Raw genomic sequence first — 26,544 nt, 5'->3', positions numbered from 1 at the left:
CGTTCCGATTGCAGACATTGATGCTAGGAAACGTTGAAGGAAAACTCCACCGCATAAATGGCTTGCACAACCAAAAGTTCATAATCGACGGGCTCGTTGGAAAGCGTGTTGTGGATAATCGAATTGGAGATCCCAAGGCAGGTTATCCACATACTTGCACGAGCTTTTTTGTTTTTGTTCAGTTTTTTTCGGTCCATGATATGAGCCAGCAAAACCGTCAGATGAAGGGCGAAGAGGTCTGAGACGTCAATTTCATGCTGACTCAGGCATTCAAAATAGTATCTGCGATTAGCATCGACTTCATAGATGAAAAGTTTCATGATGCTTTGCCACGGCAAATAGTCAATGTTGTTGTCGATGACTTCTTCTAGCGTATCGTTGACTTGCCAACGCAGCAGATCGTATTTATCCAAGAAGCATTCGTAAAACGTTTGGCGCCTGATATTTGTTGCGCGCATGATCGAGCTCACGGAGACATGATCGAAGCCGTTTTTTGACACTTGCTTTTTGAAAACATTCGCAATCTTTTTTTGAATTACGTAACTCATGTTAAGTCCCCCTTGCAAATACAGTTTAGCATATGTTTTGTTTGACGTGAAAAATGACTACCCGGCTTTCGTTCGGAACAAATTGAGCGTTTAAACCGATGGACGAAAAAAGCTTCATGTCTTTTTGGGTCGAAAAGACAGTGTAAAGACGAGCTATGCATTTTGCGAGAAAAAAGACGCGACAAAAAATCCGTGCTGCAAAACAAGCACGGATCGCTGATTTTTGTTATTTATCTTCTTCAATGGGAACCGGACGATTCAAAGTCGTCGTGCCATCAGCTCGCTTGTTGACGAGTTCGGCCACGTCGATGCCGGTCGCGTCCTTGATGAATGCCAAAGATTGGGCCAATCCTTCGTTGGTTTGGCCTGAAACTCCGGCAGCACCGTCGAAAACGGTCAGCTGATCGATGCTTGCGACTGCTTGCGCATAGGATGCGGAAATTTCCGGCAGTTTATCGATGATTGCCATGGCAAGAGCGACTTGCCCGTTTTGTTCAAGCGCTTTGGCGATGGCCTCCTGCGCTTTGGCATTTGCCTGACCTTCGACCTGGATCTTGTCAGCGCTGGCCTGACCTTGTTCGCGAATCGAATAGGCGTTGGCATCGGTGCTGAGATTTTGCGCGTCCTTGTCAGCCTGAGCCTTGATGCGCAAAGCATTGGCATCTGCTTCTGCTTTGATCTGGACTGCCTGTGCTTCAGCATTTTGCTGCGCGATTACGGTTGATTTCAACTCGTTTTCGCGAACGACAATCTCCTTTTCCTTAAGCGTCTGCTCCTGGATTGCCTTTTCAATCGCATAGGCCTGCTCTGCCTTGGCTTTTTCGGTTTGAACCTGGGCATCGTTTTGGGCAATTGCCACGTCCGTTTCCTTGGTCTTGTCTGAAATGTAGCGTTTTGACTGCAGCTGTGCTTCCTGTGCTTCCTGCTTGTTTTTGACTTCGACAAGCTGTGCTTCTTTTTCGGCTTCAGCCTTGGCTTGGCGCGCATAAGAACGCTTATCGGCAATTTCCTTGGCGCTCAAAGATTCGTAATAGCCATTTTTGTCGCTGATTTTTGTAATTTGAAGCGCCGTGATTTCAAGGCCGAGATTGGCAAAGGTTTCTTCGATGCTCTGTCTGACCTGATTCTGGAATTCGGCCCGATCATTTGCCTGTTTCGGTGTCAGTCCTGACAAAACTTCGCGAACGCCGCCGCGAACGACTTCGATCATTTGGCTTTGGCGTTCTTCTTCGCTCAAACCGAGCGTTTTTTCAGCAGCTTTGGCGATCAGTTCCGGCGTTGAGCCGACGCGAAGCAAAGCGTTGGCAGACGCATCGACCGGAACCGCATCGATCGTCATGATGTCTTCGACCGAAACGTCGACGTTGAACGTGTCGAGCGTTTGAAATTCGGCTTGCTGAATGAACGGAATGACAAAGGCGCCCCCGCCCTTGACGACTTTGACGCGCGTATGCGTTTCGGGATCTTCAATCAAGTAAGGTCCCTTTTTTCCGAGACATCCACCGGTGATGATCAAGACTTCATTTGGACTGGCTTTCTTATATGAAGCAATCAGGATCGCAAGGATGATGATAATAATAAAGATGGTCAGACCGCTTGACAACAACACATTGAAAAAATCAGAGATAATCATTTTTTCTCCGCTCCTTTCTTTTTGGTAGTTTAATATTAGCATAAATTTTATGGCAAATACAGTATTCATTTTTCATGCTTTTTTGTGAATTTTGCACAATTGGAATGTGATTGATCAAAGTTTTTTTACGATTACAATCAATATAAATAACATTTAAAAATGCTTATATAATCTAAGGTGTTGAGATTATGCCAAAAAGCGCCGATAAAAAAATTGTAAAAAGTTGCCAAAAAGGCTTGAAATCGCTCTCATAAAGATATATTATAATTAGTGAAGTTTTTCACATTGCAAAAATCTTGCATACATGCTGAAAGTGTAACCAGTGATTTTTGGGAGGTATTATAAATGGAAAAAGAAGCTACGAAGCCAAAGAAAAAAGTTTTGACTGAAGAAGAAAAAGCAGCACGAATGGAAGCTGCTCGCAAGTATACCGATACCCTCGTTGATAAAGCAGCAGCTGCTGAAAGCGAATATGCGCATTTTACGCAGGATCAAGTTGACAAAATCGTTGCTGCAGCCGCGCTTGCTGGTTCTGAGGCGGCTTTGATGCTTGCTCATGAAGCGGTTGAGGAAACAAATCGCGGCGTCGTTGAAGATAAGGATACCAAGAATCGTTTTGCAACCGAAAACATCTATAACGCAATCAAGGATGAAAAAACCGTTGGAATCATCGCTGAAGACAAAATCAAAGGAGAAGTTCAAATTGCCGCACCGCTTGGCGTTTTAGCCGGCATCGTCCCAACGACGAATCCGACGTCGACGGCAATGTTCAAATCTCTGATGGCGCTTAAGACGAGAAATGCGATTGTCTTTGCTTTCCATCCGCAGGCTCAAAAATGTTCCGTTCATGCTGCACAAATCGTTTATGAAGCAGCCGTTGAAGCCGGAGCTCCGAAAAACATCATTCAATGGGTCGAGACTCCGTCAATTGAAAATACGACGGCGCTTATTCAAAACAGAAAGATCGCATCGATTCTTGCAACGGGCGGTCCCGGAATGGTCAATGCCGCACTCAAGTCGGGCAACCCGTCAATGGGTGTTGGCGCCGGCAACGGTGCAGTTTTCGTTGATCATACGGCTCATCTTGACCGTGCGGTTGAAGACTTGCTTTTGTCCAAGCGTTTCGACAACGGGATGATTTGTGCAACCGAAAATTCGGTCGTCATCGAAGCACCTGTTTACAAGGATTGGATGAAGAAGATGGAAGAAAAGGGTGCATACTTGCTGCCTAGAAAAGACTACGAGAAGCTGGCTGATTTCGTCTTCAATGACAAGCACGGCGTCAACGGACCGGTTGCCGGCAAGCCCGCTCGTTGGATTGCCGAAAATGCCGGCATTGATTTGCCTGAAGGAAAAGACGTCATCATGTTTGAACTCGATTCGAAGAACATCGGCGAAAAGCTCTCATCAGAAAAGCTTTCTCCGCTCCTTTCGGTTTATAAGGCAAAAGACAGAGAAGACGGCATCAAGATCGTTGCCGCACTGCTCGACTACCAAGGCGCTGGTCACAATGCGGCCATTCAGATTGGTTCTCAGGCAGATCCGTTCTTAAACGAATTTGCCGACAAGACAAAGGCTGCTCGCATCTTGGTAAATCAACCGGATTCAATCGGTGGTATTGGCGACATCTATACGGATGCGTTACGTCCATCTTTGACGCTTGGAACCGGTTCATGGGGGAAGAATTCATTGTCACACAACTTATCAACTTCAGACCTGTTGAATGTCAAGACGGTCGCAAAACGTCGCAATCGTCCTCAATGGGTTCGTTTGCCAGAAAAAATCTACTACGAAAAGAATGCCTTGTCATACTTGACGGACGAAACGGAGCACATTGATCGCGCAATGATCGTTGCCGATCCTGGAATGGTTAAATTCGGCTTCGTTGACAAGGTTTACGATGAGCTTGAAGCACGCGAAAATCCGGTAGAGACATCCCTTTACGGAACTGTTCATCCTGATCCGACGTTGGGACAGACGATGGAAATCGCACGCCAGATGGAAGAATTCCAACCGGATACCGTTATTGCCATCGGTGGCGGTTCCGCAATGGATGCTGCCAAGATTGCGCGCTACATCTATGAATACTCTCTTGAACAAGAACCTGGCTTCCTTGAAAGCTACGAGAAAGTCAGCGAACTGTTCACTCGTCTGCAGCAAAAATTCGTTGATATCCGCAAGAGAATCGTCAAGTTCCATCACGGCACGCACACGAAACTTTTCTGCATCCCGACAACTTCAGGTACCGGTTCCGAAGTTACGCCGTATGCGGTTATTACGGATGACAACACGCACGTTAAGTATCCGTTGACCGACTACGAAATGACGCCTCAGGTTGCAATCGTCGACCCTGAATTTGTCATGACGGTTCCGAAGAGAACAGTTGCATGGTCAGGTCTCGATACACTGTCACATGCGCTTGAGTCATACGTTTCCGTAATGGCTTCAGACTTCACGCGCCCATGGTCGCTTCAGGCAATCAAGCTCGTATTTGAAAACCTTGAAAAATCCTACAATTATGACCCTAAGAATCCTACGCTTGAAGGCGAAACTGCTCGCGAAAACATGCACTATGCGGCTACTCTTGGCGGCATGGCCTTCGCAAATGCTTTCCTTGGCATCAATCACTCGCTTGCTCACAAGACTGGCGGCGAATTCGGACTTCCTCACGGTCTTGCGATTTCGATTGCGATGCAGCACGTGATTCGTTTCAACGGTGTATCTGGCAAAGTCAAGAGAACACCGTTCCCACGCTACGAAGTTTATCGTGCTCAAAAGGATTATGCAGACATTGCGCGTGCGCTTGGATTGAAGGGCAGAACAGATGCTGATTTGGTCGAATCATTGTGCAACAAGATTGAAGAACTGATGAAAGCCGTTGGCGTAAAGCCTAAGCTTTCGGCAAACGGGGTTACTAAAGAAGCCTTTGACGGCGCTTTGGACAAATTGTGCGATTTGGTTTACAACGATCAATGCACGACGGCAAACCCTCGCCAACCAAGCTTGGAAGAGATTCGCCAGTTGTTGATTGATCAATTCTAAAGATAATTTCCATATAAATACTTCCTTGAAAGGACCGAGTTTTGCTCGGTTCTTTTTTTACGTTCCGCGTTATTAAAAAATAAAGTGTGATTAACCCGTTTTCTTCGCGATGAGAGTGCAATTTTTGAAGATGTTATGAAAGCTGTTGCAAGTTTCGAAGTTATGGTATATAATTGGTCTATACCAATATGGGCGTGACAGTTTTTTCGAGGAGGAATTCAAAATGAAAGTTATTATTGTTAAAAATGCAGCAGAAGGCGGAAAGAAAGCGTTTGAAATTTTTAAGAAAAAACTTGACGAAGGAGCAACCGTTTTTGGCCTGGCAACTGGTGGCACGCCTGAAACGACCTATCAGGAATTATGCGATAGTGACCTCGATTTTTCGAACTGCATTTCAATAAACCTTGACGAATATGTCGGCTTACCGGCTGATAATCCACAAAGCTACCATTATTACATGAAAAAGCATCTGTTTGAAAAGAAGCCGTTCGCTCATTCATATCTTCCTGACGGCCAAAATGATGATGCAAAAGTCGAATGTGAACGCTACAGCAGGATTATCGCAGAAAATCCGGTTGACTTGCAGCTGCTTGGAATCGGTCGCAACGGACACATCGGGTTTAATGAGCCGGGGTCTGCTTTTGACGGCAGGACGCAAAAGATTCGCTTGACGGAATCGACGATTGCAGCAAATGCGCGCTACTTCGAAAACGAAAATGACGTTCCGAAGTATGCATATTCGATGGGAATCGGCGAAATCATGCAGGCAAAGACCGTTTTGCTTGAGGCATACGGCAAGGATAAGGCGGATGCAATCAAGAAAATGGTTGAAGGAGAACCGACCGAAGAAGTTCCTGCAAGCGTTCTGCAAACTCATGATGATGCGATTGTTATCGTGGATGAGGATGCGGCGAGCTTGTTAAGGTAAAAGGTGTGGAGCCGAGCGGTCATGACCCCGTACGCAAGCTTTGGGCGACCGAAGGCGAGCTCGTCTCGTCCAGGGAGTCCTTGCTTGCGATAGGGGGAATGCGAGCTGGAACCCGATTATGACAGGGAGTGGAAGCGAGCGGTCATGACCCCGTACGCAAGCTTTGGGCGACCGAAGGCGAGCTCGTCTCGTCCAGGGAGTCCTTGCTTGCGATAGGGGGAATGCGAGCTGGAACCCGATTAGGACAAGGTGTGGAAGCGAGCGGTCATGACCCCGTACGCAAGCTTTGGGCGACCGAAGGCGAGCTCGTCTCGTCCAGGGAGTCCTTGCTTGCGATAGGGGGAATGCGAGCTGGAACCTGATTAGAACAAGGTGTGGAAGCGAGCGGTCATGAGCCCGTACGCAAGCTTTGGGCGACCGAAGGCGAGCTCGTCTCGTCCAGGGAGTCCTGCTTGCGATAGGGGGAATGCGAGTTGGAACCCGGTCCAAAACAAGGTGTGGAAGCGAGCGGTCATGAGCCCGTACGCAAGCTTTGGACGACCGAAGGCGAGCTCGTCTCGTCCAAGGAGTCCTTGCTTGCGATAGGGGGAATGCGAGCTGGAACCCGATTATGCAAGGTGTGAAGACCAGCCGCAACTGAATATTGATTAAAATTCGTGCCGTGATGGCGCGAATTTTTTCTTTTTTGGGCAGCGCCCCAAGATTTCACTCGGATTTACGGACAAAGCCGGCTTTTTGGAGCATTTGTCCGTAAAACCGGGTCCGAAACGTCTGAAGATTTACGGACAAACGGCCATTTTTGACCATTTTGTCCGTAATCGCCATTTTTGGGACAGTCCATTTACGGACAAAGCGTCCATTTTCATCGATGTGTCCGTAAATGACAATGATTTTGCCAAATGCAGTGCTGCGCATCACCTGCTCAATCACTGCATCTGACTTCGATTATGGGCAAAACGTTGATTTCTGAGATTTGCCCGTAATTTTAGTCCACACTGCTTTGACGAAGGTAACCGAGTAGAACATTTTTCAAAATTTTGGATATTTTGTTCTACTTTCGGAGCCGCGCGAGCTGAATTTGGAGTCAGCGGTAGAACATTTTTTCAATTTTTTGATATTTTGTTCTACTTTCGGAGCCGCGCGGGCCGAATTTGGAGTCGGCGGTAGAACATTTTTTCAATTTTTTGAGATTTTGTTCTACTTTCGGAACCGCGCGGGCCGAATTTGGAGGTAGCGGTAGAACATTTTTCAAAATTTTGGATATTTTGTTCTACTTTCGAAGCAGCGCCCCCCGATTTTGGAGAGTCCGGTAGACAAAAATGAGGCATTCATCCCGTTTTTTGTCTACTTTTGTTTCCGCGCACCTCAAATTTGAATGCGGCGGTAGAACATTTTTTCAACCCCTCCGAGCAACAAGGAGTGATTACGGGCAAAATGTCGTTTTTGAAGATTAGCCCGTAAATGCCAGTCGTCGATTATGAGACAAAATGTCGATTCCCGGAATTTGCCCTTAAACGGTAAATATGCTGCAGCGATTTTTCCAAATTCAAGAAGTCGATTGCCATCGGACACCCTGGATTTTACCAAAAGCACGTTGCATCGAAAGATTTAGTGCGTATAACACTTATCATAAGTATATTTAAGGAAATAATGCAGCAACAAAAGGGTGCATATGTTTCATCACAATTATTGGTCTATACCTGTACCAATTTTGATGTTTTTGTTGACATCATTTTATAGAAGCGGTATATTATACATGCTGATTGGGTTTCCGAGAAAAATAATGGAATATACCAATTTTAAATGATAACAACCAATCTAAAGAAAAAGACAAAAGGATGGAAACTTAAAATGTGTGGAATTGTTGGAATTACAGGCAAGGACAATGCGGTTGAAATTTTGATCAACGGCTTGGAAAAACTTGAATATCGCGGTTATGATTCGGCAGGCATCTATGTAAACAACGGCAACGGAAATGATTTTCTCGTTAAGGTCAAAGGACGCATCGCTGATTTAAAGGACAAAGTAACGGCTGACGTAAAGGGAACTGCCGGCATCGGACACACGCGTTGGGCTACGCATGGAGTTCCGAGTGAAACGAATGCGCATCCGCACATTTCGGAAAATGGACGCTTTTATCTCGTCCACAACGGCGTCATCGGCAATTTTAAGGAATTAAGGGCGAAGTATCTGTCGGACGTGCATTTTGCAAGCGAAACGGATACTGAGGTCATCGTTCAGATGGTTGAACATTTTTCAAACGAAGGACTTGAAACGAAGGAAGCTTTCAAAAAGACGATCAGCGTACTTGACGAGTCTTCTTCGTACGCATTTTTGCTGATGGATCGAGAAGATCCCGAAACCTTGTATGTCGCAAAATCAAAAAGTCCGTTGTTGATCGGCGTTGGCGAAGGTTTCAATGCGGTTTGCTCTGATTCGATGGCAATGCTTAAGGAAACGCACGAGTTCATTGAGTTGACGGACGGAGACGTTGTCGTCGTCAAGCCGGACAGCATCGAAATTGAAGACAAGAACGGCAAAAAGATTGAACGAAAGCCTTTTTACGTCGATCAAGATGCAAGTGCTTCTGAAAAAGGCGCTTATGAGCATTATATGTTGAAAGAAATTGATGAGCAACCAGCCGTCATGCGCAAACTTGCAACGGAATATTTCGATGAAAACGGCAATATCAAAATTGAAGCCGACTTGCTGAAGGCAATCGAAGCAAGCGACCGCATCTACATCGTTGCTGCAGGCACGAGCTATCATGCGGGACTTGTTGGTCACGAATTGTTCGAAAAGCTGGCTAAGATTCCGACGGAAGTACACGTTTCGTCAGAGTTCGGCTACAATATGCCTCTTCTTTCCGAAAAACCCTTCTTCATCTATCTGACGCAAAGCGGCGAAACGGCCGACAGCCGTCAGGTCCTTGTTCAAACGAATGAGATGGGTTACCCGAGCCTGACGATTACGAACGTTCCGAACTCAACCTTGTCGCGCGAAGCAAGCTATACGCTGCTTTTGCATGCCGGTCCGGAGATTGCCGTTGCTTCGACAAAGGCATATACGGCCCAAATTGCAGTCGAAGCGATTTTGGCCAAGAAACTGGGTGAAGAGCGCGGAATTGAGGCTGCCAAAGATTTTGACATTCATTTGGAACTTGCCAAAGTTGCAAACGCGATGCAAACGATGGTTGACGAAAAGCATGAGATCGAAGAACTGGCTGAAAAAAATCTCAAGACGACGCGCAATGCATTTTACATCGGACGTTCAATCGACTATGATACGGCAATTGAAGCGGCGCTCAAGCTCAAGGAAGTTTCCTATGTCCAAACTGAAGGTTTTGCGTCCGGTGAACTTAAGCACGGTACGATTGCTTTGATTGAAGAAGGTACTCCGGTGATTGCAATCATTACTGACGAAAAAACCGCAGCGCACACGAGAAGCAACGTTCAGGAAGTGATTGCTCGCGGGGCAAACGTCATCACGATCGTTTCACGATCTCTGTCAAATGCAGGGGATCAAATCGTGTTGCCGGATGTTCATCCGTTGCTGACGCCGCTGGTTTCGATCGTGCCGGCTCAGCTGCTCGCATACTATACGAGCAAACAGCGCGGATATGACGTCGACAAGCCTCGCAACCTCGCAAAGAGCGTGACGGTAGAGTAAAAACGTTTTTTCAAAATATACTTTGCCTTAACGAATTTCTAAATAATAAAAAGAGCGTTTTTTCCTAATTGATGATTCGGAAAAGACGCTCTTTTTCATATCTGTTTTTTATTTCAAATAAGAAACCGGCTTTTTGACCTCGACTTTCGTATGATCGAACTTTTTGCCGACGTATTCATGAATTTCTTTTGAGATGCGAGAAATGTTGTCTCCGGCAAATTTCAGGTAAAGCAGGTGTCTGATTTCGCTCCAATCGTTAAACCGCTTGAGGATTCGCTCAATGGCGATACCAACGTTTGTTGAGCTTTCAATGAAATCTTTAGAAAGAGCGGTCTTTGAATGAAAACTTCGGAAACAGGACCTGCTTCAATGATTTTGCCTGAGTCCATCACGGCCACGTTCTTGCAGATCGATTTGACGACCTGCATCTCGTGGGTAATCAGGACGATCGTGATGCCGAGTTTGCGATTGACTTTTTGAAGCCTGAAAACTGTCTGGCCGAAATGAGCTGGGCCCCGTAAACGGTCAAGGTTTGTGCCAGTCCCACCCAAACGATTCTGAAAAAGTTCATGATGCGAAGAATTGCGACGTAGCCGATGATGACTTCTCGTCCGAACGGATTGACGAGACTTTGAATGAATACGCCGCCAAACGTTACGACGAACTGCTGGAAAGTCGCCGGCAAAGCGATATGAAGAACGTTTTTGATTTGTTTTGCATTGAAAATTCTGCCGCTGTATTTTGCAAAATGAAATTTGTCTTCCAAAAGCTTGAGAGTCAAAAGCGCACCGATGAGCTGGGCCAAAATGGTACCCATGGCGGATCCGGCCACGCCGAGCTTGAGTCCGACAATAAAAAGCAAATTAAAAATAAGATTTATAACAGTCGTCGTCAGCATCAGATAAAAGCTTTTTTTCGTATCTTCTGCAGCGGTCAGAATTGCACGGCCTCCGTCATAGACGTGAATCAGAAAAATAGATTCTGCCGTAAATCAAAGCGTAGCGCATCAGGTTGTCCGGGACGCTGATCAGGCGAAATACAGCGGGCAAACAGAAGATGCCCAAAATGGCGACGATGATGCCGCATATGCCGTCAAAAGCCAGCACCGTTCGCGTCGTTTGTGCCAAAGAGTCCTGATTTTTTGTCCGATAAGCTGCGAAATGATGATTTCAACGGCCATCTCAAGACCGCCGGAAATAGCCAAAAAACCATGATGACGTTGGCGGCATTTCCGACTGCGGCCAGTTCGTTTGCGCCCCAAAAACGGCTATCGCTTCTATGACGTCATGCAGTGCGACAAGATGGCAACGATTAAGATGCTTCAGGAATTGGGGGCATCGCTTGATGAGATCCAGAGTTTTTTCAGAAAGGACGTGCTTGTTGAACAGGCTGAATTCATGCGAGAAAAACGCCTGGCTTTGGATGAAAAAATGAAACTGTTGGAAAAACGGAAATGCGAACTTGATTTTTTTATCAAGCGCATTAACGAATTTATAAAAATCGGCGCAGGGACGGTCTTTTTCGAAACAAACGAAGCGATACGGAATCATTGATCAAAAACTAAAAAAACACTTCGTCGTCAACTCGATTGAGCTCGGGATGCAGTACGGAGTCATAATTGATGAAGAAAAACTTAAGCCTGCAGCGATTTTTTATCGCGACGATGCCGGCGAATTCATAAAAGAAGCGGGCGAGTACGTTTGCATGTTCCAAACGTTGGAAGACGGACGGATGCTTGAAAATCTGGCTGAAACTGCGGCTGCCTTTCAAAAGTTCGGCGGATCGGGCTTTATTTATCATGAAGATTATGCCAATACGATTCCGGAAGCAAACGGAAAACGCGTTATCAAGCTTTTGCAAAAAATCGGTGCCTGAAATCAAGGCTTTTGGCGTTCTGCTTAGCAAGATGAGAAAAAATTGTCTCAAATTGAAAAAAATTATGTTTCAAATTAAAAAATCGGATGCTTTGCATTCAATTGCAAATTGGATCCGGTTTTTTGCGTATGCAGGACGATTGCCTTCCGTGACGGAAATATCCCGAAATAATTTGGCGACAAATTGGCTGAGAGCTTGGTGCGATGATTCATCAGGCGCAGCATTTGGCAAAATATGTATCAAAATCGAAAAATGCCGAACAAAAGCAGCCGACTTGCGTCCGACTTTGTTCGACATTTAATGCAATTCAAGAGGAAAACATTTTTTCGCCTCTTCTTTATTGCAATTCCGTTGTGGCAATCGCCTCTTCGGCAGTTGTTTCAGCTTTGTCTTCGCTCTTTGGATCAATGTTGCAAGCAACTGATGCGATTACGAAATAAAACGCAGCCCATCCCCACATGTTGCTGATCAGAAACATTGCAAAAAGAATCCACAAGAACCATGTTAAACCTGTTAACCAAATCTCAGCAAATTTCATCCGTTCTTAAACCCCCAAATAATTATATTGTCATTTTATCACGTTTTTGAAGAAATTGGGAATATTTTTGTGACTTTTTGAACTAAAGGTGATATAAAATGAAGGGTTTGTAGCAGATTCAGAAATCATTTTCGTCAAAATGAAATTTAAAAAATGCCCCTTACCGTCAAAGCCTGATTTAAGACTTCGACGGTAAGGGGCATTAAAGAAAAAATCCAGCGATATTTTTTGCCTGATCGACGACGAGCGACAATCAGATTATTTAACGATTTCAGTCATGTTTTTCTTGGCCGTTGCCAACATCAACCGGATCCGGTTGAGCTGGTTGACGAATGACAGACTCGGGTCGTAATCAACCAAAGCAATGTTTGCCATCGGGTACTTGGAACGAAGCTCTTTGACGACGCCCTTGCCGACAACGTGGTTTGGCAAGCATCCGAACGGCTGCATGCAGACGATGTTGTTGACGCCGTTTTGCAGGCTTTCGACCATTTCGCCGGTAAGGAACCAGCCTTCACCGGTCTGATTGCCCAGACTTAAAATATCCTGGGCACCGTCTGCGATTTGTTCGATGGCTTCGATGCCATCGAAACGCTCGGAATTTTTCAGTGCTTCGTTCATCGGCTTTTCGCAAAGGCGGATCAACTTGATGGCCAGCTCGGCCAAAACCTTGTTCTTCTTGGAGCCGCCAAGATGGTTATATTTGTAAACCTGGTTGTAAAGAGAGTAGTTCATGAATCCGACGATGTCCGGACAAACGACTTCTGCACCTTCGTTTTCAAGCACGCGAACGATATTGTTGTTTGCAATCGGTGAATATTTGACGAGAATTTCGCCGACGATGGCAACGCGCGGCTTCTTTTCAGCGGTCAACGGAATGTTGTCGAAATCTTCGACGATTTTTGCAACGTTGCGCTTAAATTCGTGGAAACTGCCGTTTTTGACGTTAGGCTGAATTCTGTCAAGCCATTCTTTGTGAAGGGCATCAACTGCTCCTTCTTCCGTTTCATAAGGCCTCGTGCGATATACGACGCGCTCGAACAGGTCTCCGTAAAGGAAGGCCAAAGCAACGCGCTTGACAAGCGGAAGCGTCAGTTTGAAGCCCGGTGACTTTTCGGTGCCCTTGGCGTTAAGCGACATCGAGATGACCGGAACCTGCGGGAAACCGGCATCCTTGAGTGCTTTTCTGATCAAAGGAATGTAGTTTGTCGCACGACATCCGCCGCCTGTCTGTGTCATCATGACGGAAACGTTGTCGAGGTCGTATTTGCCGCTCTTCAGTGCTTCGATCATTTGTCCGATCGTGATGATTGCAGGGTAGCACGCATCATTGTTGACGTACTTGATTCCTTCGTCAACCGAATGCCGTCTTTCAACCGGCAAGTTGACAACGTTGTAGCCGGATGCTCTTAACGCAACGTCAACCAGATTTGATTGGTGAATCGGCGAAAGCATCGGCATCAGCAAGGTATGCTTTTTGCGCATGTCCTTCGTAAACTGCTTCGGACGTTCAAGGTCGTAAAGCTTTTCCGGAATGATGTGGCGTTCGTCGCGTTCCAAAACGGCCGCTTTGAGCGAACGGATTCGGATGCGAATTGCGCCGATGTTCGTTCCTTCGTCGATCTTGAGCACGGTGTACAAACGATTGTAGCGTGAAAGAATTTCTTCGACTTGATCGGTCGTAATGGCATCGATGCCGCAGCCAAAAGAATTAAGCTGAACGAATTCCAGTTCAGGAATCTTTGCGGCAACTCTTGCGGCTGCAAACAAGCGCGAGTGATAAGTCCATTGGTTGACGATGCGCAGTCCTTCGACGTTGCCCATGTGCGAAATACTGTCTTCTGTCAAAACGTTGAACCCTTCTGCACAGATGATCTGCGAAATTCCGCGGTTGATTTGCGGATCGAGGTGGTACGGACGTCCGGCCAAAACGACCCCGTGCTGACCGTTTTGACGCATCATCATCAACGTGTCTTCACCACGATTTTGGATCCAGCGTTTAAAGTTGTCCATTTCTTTAAATCCAGCGCTCAAGGCATCTTCGACTTCTTTTTGCGTCACGCCGAAATCTTTGAATGTTTCGTAGAGGTTCTTTGCGGTTGATGAAAAATCTGCCAGATTCAGGAACGGATTCCTGTAGTCGAACTGGCCGTTGCGAATTTCATCGACGTTCATGCGAATGACGTCAGGATAAGATTGGACGATCGGGCAGTTGAAGTGGTTGTTGGCAGCCTTTGCTTCTTGACGTTCGTAAACGACGCAAGGATAGAAAATAGTCTTAAAACCCTTGTCGATCAGCCATTGAATGTGTCCATGAACCATTTTGGCAGGGTAGCATGCCGTATCCGACGGAATCGTTTCAATCCCTGATTCATACATCTCTTCTGATGAACGGGTTGAAATTTCGGCTCTGATGCCGAGTTCTTTAAAGAACGTTGCCCAAAGAGGATAGTTTTCGTACATGTTGAGCACGCGCGGAATTCCGATCGTGCCGCGCGTTGCGAGCTTCTTTCTTAACGGACGGTACGAGAAGAGCTTATGATATTTTTCTTTAACAAGGTTGACGCGCTGATCTTTTGGAGCAAGTTTGATCCGCAGACCTTTTTCGCAGCGGTTGCCCGTAATGAAGCTGCGACCGTCATTGAAGTGCGTGATGGTCAACAGACAGTTGTTTTCGCAGCGACCGCAGTGTTCAAACGTCTTGTCGCAAGTCAAACCTGCCATTTCTTCCGTCGTCATGATCGTTGAAACGTCGCCTGGTTTTGAGTGTTCTTCGGCAATCAGAGCAGCGCCGTAAGCCCCCATCAAGCCGGCAATGTTTGGCCTGATGACGTTTTGACCGCTAAGCTTTTCAAATGAGCGCAAAACGGCTTCGTTGTAGAAAGTTCCGCCTTGGCAAACGATGTGCTGACCGAGGTCTTCGGCGGAGTGGGCCTTGATGACTTTGAACAAGGCGTTTTTGATGACGGACATTGAAAGTCCGGCAGAAATGTCACCGACAGAGGCGCCCTCTTTTTGAGCCTGCTTGACGCGCGACTGCATGAAAACGGTGCAGCGAGAGCCGAGATCGGCCGGATTTTCAGCGAGCAAGGCTGCTTTGGCGAAGTCCTTGACGTCGTATTTAAGCGACTGCGCGAACGTTTCAATGAAGGAACCGCATCCGGATGAGCATGCTTCGTTTAATTGAATCGTTGAAAGCGCACCGTTTTTAACGTGCATGGCTTTCATGTCTTGTCCGCCGATGTCCAAAATAAAATCGACGTTTGGCTGGAAGTAGTGTGCTGCCTTATAGTGAGCGACCGTTTCGACTTCTCCGAGATCGGCTTTCAAAGCGCTTTTGATCAGATGTTCACCGTATCCGGTCGTGCATGCTTTGGCAATCGTGACGTTTTCCGGAAGATGCTTGTACATTTCCGTCAAAATATCAATCGTCTTTTGAAGAGGATCACCGTCATTGTTGCCGTACCACGTATAAAGAATTTTCTTGTCTTCGCTCATCAAAACGATTTTGGTCGTCGTCGAACCGGCATCGATTCCCAGATAAGCGTTGCCGCAATATGTTTCAATCGGACGAAAGTCAACTTTGGCTTTGGCATGGCGATCGCGAAATTCTTTCAGCTCTTCTTCGTTGTTAAAGAGAGGATCGAGAGATTTTGTCGGTTGAAGAGCAGAACCGATGTGGGCGAGCGAGTCAAGCAGTTTTGCGATGGTCGTCGGTTCTTCTTCGCCTGCGTAAAATGCAGCGCCCTTGGCCACGAAGAGCTGCGGATTTTCAGGAAAGACGACGTTTTCTTCTTTAAGATGCAGCGTCTCGATGAATCTTTGACGAAGTTCGCTCATGAAGTAAAGCGGACCGCCCAAAAAAGCAACGTTGCCCTGAATCTTATGGCCGGATGCAAGACCTGCAATCGTCTGATTGACGACAGCCTGAAAAATCGAAGCAGCGAGGTCTTCTTGACGCGCGCCATCGTTGATCAGCGGCTGAATGTCAGTTTTGGCAAAAACGCCGCAGCGCGAGGCAATCGGATAAATGTGCGTATATCCTTTTGCCAGTTCGTTCAGACCATTGGCATCGGTTTTCAGCAGACTTGCCATCTGATCAATGAAGGCACCGGTTCCGCCGGCACACGATCCGTTCATTTTTTGTTCAAGCGATGCGCCGAAAAACGTGATTTTGGCATCTTCGCCGCCAAGTTCAATGGCAACGTCGGTTTGCGGACAAATGACTTCGACCGTTTTGGTGCAGGCGATAACTTCCTGGATGAATTTGAGGTTCAAGACGTCGGCCAAGCCCATGCCGCCTGAGCCGGTAATCGTAAATGAAATCGGCGTATTCAAACCAACCGCTTCTGCTGCCTCGCGCAAAACTTTTTCACTGGCTTTTTTGACGTCAGAGAAATGGCGCTGATAGGTTTGGTAGACAGAATCATTGTTTTCATCCATGATAACGACTTTGACGGTTGTTGACCCGACGTCAATGCCGCCTCTTAATGATTTTGGCTCCATAAAAAATCTCCTTGATAAAACTCCGAAATAAACAAGCAGTGTTGAATATGCAACACTTGTTGATTATACTAAACATAGTTAATTTTATATCAAATCGAATGAAATTCAATGCTCAAAATCAGCGACATTGTATTTTAAACAACATATCGTAAAAATATGTTGCTGATTTTACGGATTTTTTGATCCTACAAGAGGTACATATAATATGAGAAAAACAAAAAAAGAAGATTTGCGAGTAATCAGAACGAAGAAGCTGATTTTTACTGCATTTATCAATCTGATTCAGGAAAAAGACTATAATTCGATTACGGTTCAGGATATTTCTGACAGAGCAATGATCAATCGATCGACGTTTTATAATCACTTCAAGGATAAGCAGGACGTGTTGGATCAGGTTTTTTCTTATGCCCTGACACCGATGTTTAAAAATATTGAAAGCGATATTTTAGAAGAGGGATGCATTATTAGGAAAGAGCGTCTGGTGAAGATTTTAACCAAGATTTTTAAGATGGTTGCCAAAAATCGGGCTTTTTACGTTATGGCACTCGAGGGACAGAATAATTTCGTCATGGCTGATTGTTTTAGAAATTTCTTGACGGAACATTTTTCGAACATCTTCAGCAGGATGCGCGTCAAAGACGGTGAGGACGTTATTCCGATGGACTTTATCATCCTTTATATCGTGACGACCTTTATGAGTTCTTTGAAATGGTGGATCGATACGAATTGCAGCATGTCTGCGGAAAAGATGGCACGACTTTTGATGAAAATCATTTCCAGCGCAGGACTGCAGGTTTGCGATGTCAAGGTGATCTGAAGCACGACCGGTTTTAATTATAAGAAAAAAACGTTTGCTGCTGAAAAGTATGTAAATTGCCCATTTTATTAAAATGATAAAGTAACATTTAATGTAATAAGTGAAAAACAACTTATACTAGCACTGAAAAATATGATACTATTTTTGAAATAGCTGCAATCTTTTTGAAGAAGAAGCTTTGGCCAGCAACAAAACACAAAAAATAATTCATGAATATTTTTGAATATACGTTAAAAAATGACGTATAATCAATCGTAAATAAGGAATGTTTGTGTTACAACGTGTTTTCTTGATTCATGACAATTGCTAGGGCACGTTTGAAATCTCTTAATGGTATATTTATGCAAAAATAACGCTCACAAAGACTATTTATGAATAAATAATAATGCCTTGAAGTTTGCAGACGGCCTTTTTTCAAAAAAAGTATTTGAAAATTTTGAAAAATAGCATATAATGACAATAAGAATTTTAATAATCATTTAATAAATGGGGTTTGTTATAGTGAGTGAAAATTCCTTGTTAACGATTCAGCATGTAGATACTGCCTTTAAAGTAAACGGTCAGTTCTATAATGCGATCACAGATGTCTCGCTTGATCTCTATCCTGATGAGATTCTCGCTATTGTCGGCGAATCAGGTTGCGGCAAGAGTACTCTTGCCACTAGCGTGATTGGTCTGCACAATATGAGTTCGACTGAGATCAGCGGAAGCATTGTTTATCACCAAAGAGTCGTCAAAGAAGACGGTTCGATTTCGATTAAAGATCATGAACTTGTCGGAATGAGCGCGGATGAGATGAATGCTCTTCGTGGAAACGACATGGGCATGATTTTCCAGGATCCGTTGGCAGCTTTGAATCCGTTGATGCGGATTGGAGACCAGATTAAAGAAAATCTGGATTTCCATACGACGATGTCTGAAGAAGAAAAGCGGGCTCGCGTAATCGAACTGCTTGATCAGGTCGGGATTCCGAAGCCGGAACGCGTTGCCAAGATGTATCCGCATGAGCTTTCCGGAGGGATGCGCCAACGCGTGATCATCGCGATTGCCATTGCCTGCAAGCCGGACGTCATTATCGCTGACGAACCGACTACGGCGCTGGATGTTACGATTCAGGCGCAGATTCTTGATTTGCTTCGCGACATTCAAGAAGAAAAGCATGCCGGCGTAATCTTGATCACGCACGATTTGGGCGTCGTTGCCGAAACGGCCGATCGCGTTGCCGTGATGTATGCCGGACAGATCGTCGAAGTCGGATCAACAAAACAGATTTTTGAAAATCCGAAACATCCATATACTCGTTCGCTTCTTCGTTCAATGCCTCAGGCTGACAGTGAAAACGATGATCTTTACGTGATTGACGGCATGGTTCCTTCTTTGAAGAACATGCCGCAAAAAGGATGCCGATTTGCACCCCGCGTTTCATGGATTCCGGTATCAGAACATGAAGAAGATCCTGTCATGCATGAAGTTGAACCAGGACATGAAGTACGTTGCACGTGCTATAAGAATTTCAAATTTCCGGACGAAGAGCAGGTGGATGAACAATGAGTGAGTCAAAAGATTTAATCACGATTAAAGATCTCTGCGTCCATTATCCAATTCGCTCAGGGTTCTTTAATCGGATCACGGATTACGTTTATGCCGTTGACGGCGTAAACTTTACGATTAAGGCAGGTCAAAGCTACGGAATCATCGGTGAATCCGGTTCCGGCAAATCAACGATCGGCAAAACGATCGTCGGTTTGGAAAAAGCAACGCACGGTCAGATTATTTATGACGGCTATGACGTGACTAAACGAAAGAATCGCAAAAAACATAAATATAACAAAGACGTTCAAATGATTTTCCAAGATTCTCTTTCAAGTTTGAATCCCAGAAAAAAGATTTTGGACATCATCGCTGAGCCGATCAGAAATTTCGAAGATTTCACCGAAGATCAGGTCAAGGCTCGCGTTGCAGAGTTACTTAACATCGTCGGTTTGGAGGAAGAAGCAATGTACAAGTTTCCGCACCAATTTTCCGGCGGTCAGCGGCAGCGCATCGGTGTTGCGCGAGCAGTTGCTTCCAACCCGAAGCTGATTATTGCCGATGAACCCGTTTCTGCGTTGGATCTGTCGGTTCAGGCTCAGGTTTTGAACTATATGAAGAAGATTCAAAAAGATTTGGGCATCAGTTATATGTTTATTTCTCATGACCTCGGGGTCGTTTATCACATGTGCGACAATCTTGCAATCATGCATCGCGGCAAGTTTGTCGAAATCGGTTCAAGAGATGATATTTATAATCATCCTCAGCATATCTACACCAAGCGTTTGCTTGCAGCCATTCCGCAAGTCGACGTTGAACATCGTGATGAGCACCGCGCATACCGCAAACAAGTCGAAAAAGAATTTACCGAAAATCAGGACAAGTGGTATGACAAGGACGGTAAGGTTTATGACCTTCGTCAAATATCCGAAACGCACTGGGTTGCGTTGCCGGACGCAGGGGAGGAGAAGTAATTATGTGGAAAACAGTTTTGCGTCGTGTTCTGATCATGATACCCGAAATAATCATTTTGAGCGTATTCGTGTTTGTTTTAGCCAAAATGATGCCGGGTGATCCGTTTACGGGTTCCATCACGCCTCAGACATCTCCTGCCAGAATTCATGAATTGAAGGTTCAAGCCGGACTTTATGATCCGTGGTACGTTCAGTACGGTCGCTGGATTACGAACCTGTTCCATGGCGACTTGGGCGTTTCTTACCAATTCAAGACACCGGTTGCCGACTTGATTGCATCTCGTGCAGGCAATACGTTATGGTTGTCTCTTGTCATTGTTGTTTTGAGCTATTTGTTTGCGATTCCTTTAGGGATTATCGCTGGCCGTTTTGAAAACAGCAAGTCTGACCGCGTGATTCAATTGTATAACTATATTTCGTATGCAATTCCAGGTTTCGTATTTTACTTGCTTGGCCTGTGGCTTTTTGGCTACGTTTTGGGTATTTTTCCGACATCAGGTTCCGTTTCCATTGGAGCAGGCAGCGGCTTTGGCTACGTTATGAGTCGAATATATCACATGATTTTGCCAGCTTTGCTTGCGGCGCTCATCTCAACTACAAGTACCTGTCAGTATCTGCGAAGCGAAATCATCGATTCGAAGACGCAGGATTACGTGAAAACGGCCCGTGCCAAGGGTGTTCCTGAAAAGACCGTCTTCAATCGACATATCTTGCGCAATTCGCTGCTTCCGATTGCGGCATTTGCTGGATATTCGATTACCGGCCTGCTTGGCGGATCGATTTTTATTGAAACCGTCTTCTCTTATCCTGGGATGGGATTGTTGTTCATTAACTCGCTGACGAACCGTGATTACTCGGTTATTACCGCATTGGTTCTTTTGTTCGGGATACTTAACTTAATCGGAACGCTCCTTTCGGATATTATTTTAAGTATCGTTGATCCGCGTGTCAGAATCGAGTAATTGAAGGGAGCGAAGGTCGATGTTTAAGAAAAAGACAACGGAAAAAGCATACAGCGGACAAGAAGTCGTTGAAAATATTCAAAAAAAGAATGAAGAAGCATCCGGTTTGAAAGTTTTGGCCCGTGAATTTGCCAAAGACCGTGGTGCATTAGGCGCATTGATTTTACTGATTATTTTGTTTCTAGGGATTTTTATTGGAGCTTTGTTCCTCAATACGGACAAGGTTATGACGGTTGACATCTTCAAGCAATACAACCATCCTGGCGCTGACGGAATGTTGCTCGGCGGTGACGAAGGCGGCCGCGACGTGTTCAAGATGCTGATTCTCGGAGCGAGGAACTCGCTTCTGATCGGGATTGCGATTACGGTCTTGATTGAAGTAATCGGAACTGTTTTTGGACTTGTCGCCGGTTACTATGGCGGAAAAGTTGACAATATCATGATGCGTTTTCTTGATTTTATGATGGTTTTGCCGACATTGATGATTATCATCGTCATCGTTACGATTATTCCAAAATATACGATGTGGTCGTTCGTTTTAATCATGTCGGCTTTTTACTGGGTCGGAACGGCACGTTTGATTCGGTCCAAGGCATTGTCAGAATCAAAAAAAGACTATATCAGTGCTTCAAAGACTTCGGGCAGCAGCGATTTGAAGATTATTTTAAAAGAGCTGTTGCCAAATCTGAGTTCAATCATCATCGTTGACGCAACTTTGATGCTTGCCGGCAATATCGGGATTGAAGTTTCGCTGACGTACCTTGGTTTTGGGTTCCCGGACAGTGTTCCAAGTCTTGGGACGCTGGTCGGATATGCTAACGATCCGTCCGTTTTGACCTTGAGGCCATGGGTTTGGCTTCCGGCTGCATTATTGATTTTAGTAATCTGTGTCGGCATCAGCTATGTCGGCAACGTTTTGCGACGCGCAGCCGATGCGCGTCAGCGTCTGGGTTAATTTTTCTGTTTTAATTTAGGGTATAAACTTTTTAAAATATCATACCAATTCAATACTAGGGGGTTTCTTTATGAATACCAAAAAAGTTTTCGTAGGTGCAGCGGCAGGTTTGTCCCTTTCGGCACTTACACTTGCTGGTTGCGGAAATAACAGCAGCAAAGAGGGTAGCAACAGCAGCAGCACTCAAAAGGCTTCGTTGCCGATTGCGTACAACAACAAGAAAGCTAGCGTCAAGGGCGGCACTTTAAAAATCGGAATGGTTTCCGATTCTGCTTTCAAGGGGATTTTTGCACCCGAGCTTTCACAGGATAATTATGATTCTGAAGTTGGCCAATTTGCTTTGCAGTCTTTGTTTAAATGTGATGACAACTATAAGTTCATTAAAGGCGGTGCTGCAGATATTTCCTTTAACGATAAGGCCAAGACGGCTACGATCAAGATCAACAAGAAGGTCAAGTGGTCAAACGGCAAGCCTTTGACTTCAAAAGACGTTGAATTCGCATACGAAATCATCGCCAATCCAAAAGCCAGCGGCGTTCGCTATACTGATTCTTTGAAGAACATCAAAGGCATGGAAGAATACCACAAAGGCAAAGCTGACACGATTTCCGGAATTGAAATGAAGGATGAACACACCGTTGTGCTTCACTTCAAGCAGATGACGCCAGGCATGCGGACGTCAGGTTCCGGTTATATCTGGGAAAGTGCTGAACCATACGAATACTTGAAGGACGTTCCGTTCGACAAGATCGAATCCTGTGACCAAGTGCGCAAGAACCCTGTAACGTTTGGTCCATACAAGTTCAACAAGATTGTTTCCGGTGAATCCGCAGAATTTGTTCCTAATCCATATTACTGGGGCAAGAAGCCATCATTGGATAAGATCACGATTCAAACGGTTTCCTCAGCAACTGCAGGGGCTGCTTTGAAGTCAAAGAAGTATGACATCATGTTTGATGAACCAACGTCTGTTTACGGTGACAACAAGAAGCCAAAGGGCTACACGATGGTCGGCAAGCCTAAACTTGCATACAGCTACATGGGCTTCAAGGTCGGCAAGTTCGACAGCAAGAAGGGCGTAAACGTCGAAAACAAGAATGCCAAGATGAACAACAAATCATTGCGTCAGGCAATGGCATACGCAATGAACGTGCAACAAGTTTCAGACAAGTTCGGTTATGGTTTGAAGACGCGTGCAACCTCCTTGATTCCTGGCGCCTTCAAGGAATACAAGAATACGGAACTTAAAGGCTTCCCTCAAGACGTTGACAAAGCAAATAAGCTGCTCGACAAGGCCGGCTACAAGAAGGGCAAGGACGGCTACCGCAAGACTCCGGACGGCAAGAAGCTTACGATCAACGTTGCCGCAATGTCTGGCAGCGCAAACCAAGAAGCTATCATGAAGAATTACATCCAATGCTGGAAGAAAGTCGGTCTTCGCTGCAAGCTTACGAACGGTCGCCTGCTTGACTTCAACAACTTCTATGACAAGGTTCAAGCCGATTCCAAGGATATCGACGTCTTCTTCGGCGCATGGTCTCTTTCATCAGAACCTTCTCCTGCAGACCTTTACAGTGAAGCAGCTCCGTTCAACATGACGCGCTTCGTTTCCAAGAAGAATACTCAATATTTGAAGAACATCGATTCTCAAAAAGCAGTTACGGACCACAAGTGGCGCGTAAAGCAGTTCAAGGAATGGCAAGCATGGATGAACGAACAAGCCTACGTTGTTCCTTTGCAAGATTACTATGATTCCGTACCTGTCAAGAACAATGTCAAGGGCTTCACGGAACAGACGTCCAAGGGATACACGCTTTGGGAAAACGTTTCTCTTACAAAGTAGTTTCATAAAATGCGAAAAGGTTTGGAATTTGATTCCGAGCCTTTTTTTGTTGCATTTTTTAGACAAAATTTGAAAAAAACAAGCTTAAAGTGTTATATAATTAATTTGTGTTGTCTTTTATTGAAAGTCAAATATATAACTGGAGCAACTTAACTGTTAATTAATTTGTAGAAAAAGACAGAATTGCATGGAATTATATAGCAAAAAGCAAGTCGATAATCCTTTGATAGGTAGTGAAAGCGGTCGTTGTTTGGCTGTTTCAGACAGGTTTTAGCTTATAAATGCCAATGGTACGGCAGAGAATTATTTTTAGCCGACAAATTCTATCCAAGCACGCAACGTTGTTCTCGATGCGGATTCGTCAAGACTGGTGACGATAAAATCAGTCTTGACGGCAACATGAAACATAAAACCAAGTATAACGAATACGTTTGTTATGAATGCGGTGCCATCATGGACAGAGATGAAAATGCGGTCATGAATTTATTGTCATTGATATAAGAAAATCAAAAGGGGCGGGCTACGTCCTTAAGCTGCAAGAGACGGTCACTGTCATTACCCTCACGTTAGGATATGGGAAGACTGGTGCTGACGGCAGCAAATAAAATTAGGAAAGGAAAAGCTATATTCTTTCTGATAATGTGGAAAAATATTTTATGTTTCTATATTATTCTATATTTTATATAGCAGAAATTATGGATGAAAAACAAATTATTATCCGGAGCGTTTTGGATGATGCTTGGGAGTATCCTTTCCCGCATCCTCGGAATCGTTTATTTGATACCATGGCTGATAATGATGGGAAATCCTCAGCATCAAAATGCGGCACAGGCAATCTTTAATACGGCTTACACGCCATATGCGCTGTTTCTTTCGCTTGGAACCGCCGGATTTCCGACCGCAATCGCCAGGCAGGTCGCCGAGTATAACGGCCAAAACAAGTTTAAAAACAGCGTCAGAGTTTTTAAGTTTGCTTCACTGTTCATGCTGTTTACCGGGATCATGTGCGGTGGTCTGTTGTACTTTTTTGCGCCGCTCATTGCGCAAAAGAGCGCCGTCGTGTCGACTGACGTTGCGACGGCAGCGATTCGCGTCATGGTGCCGACGTTGGTGATTTTGCCGCCGATGAGTCTGATGCGCGGCTTTTTCCAAGGAAATGCAGATATGCGTCCTTTTGGTATTTCTCAGCTTTGGGAACAGTTTGCCCGCGTCATTTTTATCCTGGTTTCAACTTTCGTCATTATGTACATGCAAGGCGGTGACTATGTTAAGGCCGTAAACTACAGTACGTTTGCAACGTTTATCGGAGCGATTGCAAGTTATCTGTATTTGTTCTGGTACGCGTCAAAGAAGATTCCGCAATACCGGGAACTGTACCAGGAAAGCGAACCTGTCGACAATCTGCAGATCGTGACGATTTTCAAAAATATCGTCAAGGAAGCTTTGCCGTTTATTTTCGTTGGATCTGCCGTGACGATTTTTCAATTTATCGATCAGCTGACTTTTAAGGACATTATGGTTGATTTGACAGGGATGCCGACCGTCAAGGCACAAAATCTGTATACTTATTTTTCGGCCAATCCAAACAAAATTACGACGGTCGTGATTTCCTTGACGATTGCGATTTCTGAAACGTCATTGCCATTGTTGGCATCGCTTGCCAAAAAGAACGATCGACGACAAATTGGAACGACGATTGCCCAAAACATTGAACTGATGCTGCTTGCGCTGATTCCAAGCGCAGGTCTGCTCTCGATTCTTGCTTGGGAAGTAAACGGCGTCTTCTTTCCGTTTGACAAGGAAGCTGCCGGTTTGATGGGCTTTGCTTTGATCAGCTGCATGGCGCTTGCGATTTTTACTGACTTCTTTACGGTGATTCAGTCGCTTGGCAAGCACGAATATGCCGTCAAAAAACTTGCTTTGGGAATTATTTTAAAACTTGTGCTGCAAGTGCCTTTGACCTATCTTTTTGGGCCATACGGAACGATTCTTGCCACAACATTTGCATTCGGCATTATTTCTTTGATGGTTTACGCGCACATCAAGCATAATTATCTGAAAGGCATTCGCTTGCGCAACATCAAGAAGATTTTGGTGATCAATGTTTTGGTCTTGGGAGTTGCATTTATTTCAAATGCAGTAATCAAAATGGCGTACGTTCCCCAAGGAAAGCTTTCAGCATTTGTTTATGCTGCACTGTTCGGCGGCATGTTCATGCTGTTGTATCTGCTGCTTCTCAATAAGTCAGGAGTAATGAAGGCAGTCTTTGGAGTCAACGTGAAGATTCCCGTTTCCCAAAAAGAAAGGGGAAAACACTTCAAAGCTTAGAACAAGAGATTAGGAAAAATATTCCTCAATAAAAAAACGGATGCTTTGCGATTTATTGCGAATCAACGGTGGATGTCACGCAAAGTTAGACGGAAACGAAGGTGGGAATGATAGATTCAGCTGCATTTGTATAGTTTCATTTTATAGCATTGCGAAGATATTTTGTGAATACAAAAAATGGTGTTGAAAAATCATCATCAACACCATTTAGTATAGACCCGGAAAAAAGGGGCGGGACTACCCGTAACCGAGGGCTGGCATTTACGGGCAAATTTCAAAAACGTCATTTTGCCGTAATCCAATCCTGGCGCGCTGATTGTGAATGCGATGCGCAGCACTGCATTTGGCAAAAAAGTCATCCGTAAAAAAACAGGACTCTTGAAACGTTGTTGGTTT

The 26,544-nt window shown here is 45.1% G+C and carries 18 protein-coding genes and 1 pseudogene; 13 read left to right on the top strand and 6 right to left on the bottom strand.

Going from position 1 to position 26,544, the window contains the following annotated elements; all coding sequences use genetic code 11:
* Positions 1-23: 23 nt before the first annotated feature.
* A complete protein-coding gene (gene dhaS, locus LRC_RS09155; RefSeq protein ID WP_014074144.1) occupies positions 24-548 on the bottom strand; it encodes a dihydroxyacetone kinase transcriptional activator DhaS in 525 nt (174 codons plus the stop codon).
* A 226-nt stretch (positions 549-774) separates the two neighbouring features.
* On the bottom strand, positions 775-2,223 hold the full coding sequence (locus LRC_RS10895) for a flotillin family protein (protein WP_258414309.1): 1,449 nt from the start codon (positions 2,221-2,223) through the stop codon (positions 775-777).
* Between the two features lie 303 nt (positions 2,224-2,526).
* Between LRC_RS10895 and adhE the strand changes: the two genes are divergently transcribed.
* From adhE to glmS, 3 genes are all read left to right on the top strand, one after another.
* Positions 2,527-5,223, top strand: a complete 2,697-nt coding sequence (adhE, locus tag LRC_RS09145) for a bifunctional acetaldehyde-CoA/alcohol dehydrogenase (RefSeq protein ID WP_014074142.1) — start codon at positions 2,527-2,529, stop codon at positions 5,221-5,223.
* Between the two features lie 223 nt (positions 5,224-5,446).
* Positions 5,447-6,151, top strand: a complete 705-nt coding sequence (nagB, locus tag LRC_RS09140; RefSeq protein WP_014074141.1) for a glucosamine-6-phosphate deaminase — start codon at positions 5,447-5,449, stop codon at positions 6,149-6,151.
* 1,851 nt (positions 6,152-8,002) lie between these two features.
* Positions 8,003-9,820, top strand: coding sequence for a glutamine--fructose-6-phosphate transaminase (isomerizing) (gene glmS / locus LRC_RS09125; protein WP_014074138.1), 1,818 nt, complete (start codon positions 8,003-8,005; stop codon positions 9,818-9,820).
* 439 nt (positions 9,821-10,259) lie between these two features.
* Here the strand turns inward: glmS and LRC_RS09120 are convergent, their stop codons facing one another.
* Positions 10,260-10,718, bottom strand: a complete 459-nt coding sequence (locus LRC_RS09120) for an MATE family efflux transporter (protein ID WP_049780082.1) — start codon at positions 10,716-10,718, stop codon at positions 10,260-10,262.
* A 55-nt stretch (positions 10,719-10,773) separates the two neighbouring features.
* Entirely contained in the window at positions 10,774-10,947 is a 174-nt protein-coding gene (locus LRC_RS12155) for a hypothetical protein (protein ID WP_167317016.1), read from the bottom strand.
* A 123-nt stretch (positions 10,948-11,070) separates the two neighbouring features.
* Here LRC_RS12155 and LRC_RS12080 point away from each other — a divergent pair, with 123 nt between their 5' ends.
* Both LRC_RS12080 and LRC_RS12075 read left to right on the top strand, forming a co-directional pair.
* Positions 11,071-11,373, top strand: a complete 303-nt coding sequence (locus LRC_RS12080) for a MerR family transcriptional regulator (RefSeq protein ID WP_241531276.1) — start codon at positions 11,071-11,073, stop codon at positions 11,371-11,373.
* A 46-nt stretch (positions 11,374-11,419) separates the two neighbouring features.
* Positions 11,420-11,695: a hypothetical protein gene (locus tag LRC_RS12075; RefSeq protein ID WP_046922649.1), complete on the top strand. Its 276-nt coding sequence runs from the start codon at positions 11,420-11,422 to the stop codon at positions 11,693-11,695.
* 337 nt (positions 11,696-12,032) lie between these two features.
* Here LRC_RS12075 and LRC_RS09105 read toward each other — a convergent pair whose 3' ends face one another.
* Both LRC_RS09105 and LRC_RS09100 read right to left on the bottom strand, forming a co-directional pair.
* Complete coding sequence (locus tag LRC_RS09105; protein WP_014074136.1) at positions 12,033-12,233, bottom strand: hypothetical protein; 201 nt, start codon at positions 12,231-12,233, stop codon at positions 12,033-12,035.
* Positions 12,234-12,491: 258 nt separating this feature from the next.
* Positions 12,492-16,739 (bottom strand): 2-hydroxyacyl-CoA dehydratase, encoded by a 4,248-nt coding sequence (locus LRC_RS09100; protein ID WP_014074135.1) that lies wholly within the window; start codon positions 16,737-16,739, stop codon positions 12,492-12,494.
* A 205-nt stretch (positions 16,740-16,944) separates the two neighbouring features.
* On the opposite strand from LRC_RS09100, the gene LRC_RS09095 reads away from it, so the two are divergent.
* From LRC_RS09095 to LRC_RS09060, 8 genes and pseudogenes are all read left to right on the top strand, one after another.
* Complete coding sequence (locus tag LRC_RS09095; RefSeq protein ID WP_014074134.1) at positions 16,945-17,556, top strand: TetR/AcrR family transcriptional regulator; 612 nt, start codon at positions 16,945-16,947, stop codon at positions 17,554-17,556.
* 486 nt (positions 17,557-18,042) lie between these two features.
* Positions 18,043-19,107, top strand: a complete 1,065-nt coding sequence (locus tag LRC_RS09090) for an ABC transporter ATP-binding protein (protein WP_046922652.1) — start codon at positions 18,043-18,045, stop codon at positions 19,105-19,107.
* Entirely contained in the window at positions 19,104-20,060 is a 957-nt protein-coding gene (locus LRC_RS09085) for an ATP-binding cassette domain-containing protein (RefSeq protein WP_003692124.1), read from the top strand. The genes LRC_RS09090 and LRC_RS09085 overlap by 4 nt, the downstream gene beginning before the upstream one ends.
* Before the next feature lie 2 nt (positions 20,061-20,062).
* Entirely contained in the window at positions 20,063-21,022 is a 960-nt protein-coding gene (gene opp4B, locus LRC_RS09080; RefSeq protein WP_014074132.1) for an oligopeptide ABC transporter permease, read from the top strand.
* A 19-nt stretch (positions 21,023-21,041) separates the two neighbouring features.
* Positions 21,042-21,977, top strand: coding sequence for an ABC transporter permease (locus LRC_RS09075; protein ID WP_003692121.1), 936 nt, complete (start codon positions 21,042-21,044; stop codon positions 21,975-21,977).
* A gap of 70 nt (positions 21,978-22,047) precedes the next feature.
* Positions 22,048-23,820 (top strand): oligopeptide ABC transporter substrate-binding protein, encoded by a 1,773-nt coding sequence (locus LRC_RS09070; RefSeq protein ID WP_014074131.1) that lies wholly within the window; start codon positions 22,048-22,050, stop codon positions 23,818-23,820.
* A gap of 237 nt (positions 23,821-24,057) precedes the next feature.
* Positions 24,058-24,321: pseudogene (locus LRC_RS09065) on the top strand (zinc ribbon domain-containing protein); the annotation flags it as partial.
* Positions 24,322-24,519: 198 nt separating this feature from the next.
* On the top strand, positions 24,520-26,148 hold the full coding sequence (locus LRC_RS09060; RefSeq protein ID WP_014074130.1) for a putative polysaccharide biosynthesis protein: 1,629 nt from the start codon (positions 24,520-24,522) through the stop codon (positions 26,146-26,148).
* Positions 26,149-26,544 lie beyond the last annotated feature (396 nt).

It is taken from the genome of Ligilactobacillus ruminis ATCC 27782, assembly GCF_000224985.1.
Taxonomy (GTDB): Bacteria; Bacillota; Bacilli; order Lactobacillales; family Lactobacillaceae; genus Ligilactobacillus; species Ligilactobacillus ruminis.
The sequence above is the reverse complement of the archived record's forward strand: the minus strand, read 5'-3'. Positions and strand labels throughout refer to the sequence as shown.

Excerpts from the sequence above, each read along its gene's own strand:
- dhaS (WP_014074144.1), bottom strand. The coding sequence starts at position 548 with ATGAGTTACGTAATTCAAAAAAAGATTGCGAATGTTTTCAAAAAGCAA.
- LRC_RS10895 (WP_258414309.1), bottom strand. The coding sequence starts at position 2,223 with ATGCTAATATTAAACTACCAAAAAGAAAGGAGCGGAGAAAAAATGATT.
- adhE (WP_014074142.1), top strand. The coding sequence starts at position 2,527 with ATGGAAAAAGAAGCTACGAAGCCAAAGAAAAAAGTTTTGACTGAAGAA.
- nagB (WP_014074141.1), top strand. The coding sequence starts at position 5,447 with ATGAAAGTTATTATTGTTAAAAATGCAGCAGAAGGCGGAAAGAAAGCG.
- glmS (WP_014074138.1), top strand. The coding sequence starts at position 8,003 with ATGTGTGGAATTGTTGGAATTACAGGCAAGGACAATGCGGTTGAAATT.
- LRC_RS09120 (WP_049780082.1), bottom strand. The coding sequence starts at position 10,718 with ATGCTGACGACGACTGTTATAAATCTTATTTTTAATTTGCTTTTTATT.
- LRC_RS12075 (WP_046922649.1), top strand. The coding sequence starts at position 11,420 with ATGCAGTACGGAGTCATAATTGATGAAGAAAAACTTAAGCCTGCAGCG.
- LRC_RS09105 (WP_014074136.1), bottom strand. The coding sequence starts at position 12,233 with ATGAAATTTGCTGAGATTTGGTTAACAGGTTTAACATGGTTCTTGTGG.
- LRC_RS09100 (WP_014074135.1), bottom strand. The coding sequence starts at position 16,739 with ATGGAGCCAAAATCATTAAGAGGCGGCATTGACGTCGGGTCAACAACC.
- LRC_RS09095 (WP_014074134.1), top strand. The coding sequence starts at position 16,945 with ATGAGAAAAACAAAAAAAGAAGATTTGCGAGTAATCAGAACGAAGAAG.
- LRC_RS09090 (WP_046922652.1), top strand. The coding sequence starts at position 18,043 with ATGGGGTTTGTTATAGTGAGTGAAAATTCCTTGTTAACGATTCAGCAT.
- LRC_RS09085 (WP_003692124.1), top strand. The coding sequence starts at position 19,104 with ATGAGTGAGTCAAAAGATTTAATCACGATTAAAGATCTCTGCGTCCAT.
- opp4B (WP_014074132.1), top strand. The coding sequence starts at position 20,063 with ATGTGGAAAACAGTTTTGCGTCGTGTTCTGATCATGATACCCGAAATA.
- LRC_RS09075 (WP_003692121.1), top strand. The coding sequence starts at position 21,042 with ATGTTTAAGAAAAAGACAACGGAAAAAGCATACAGCGGACAAGAAGTC.
- LRC_RS09070 (WP_014074131.1), top strand. The coding sequence starts at position 22,048 with ATGAATACCAAAAAAGTTTTCGTAGGTGCAGCGGCAGGTTTGTCCCTT.
- LRC_RS09060 (WP_014074130.1), top strand. The coding sequence starts at position 24,520 with ATGAAAAACAAATTATTATCCGGAGCGTTTTGGATGATGCTTGGGAGT.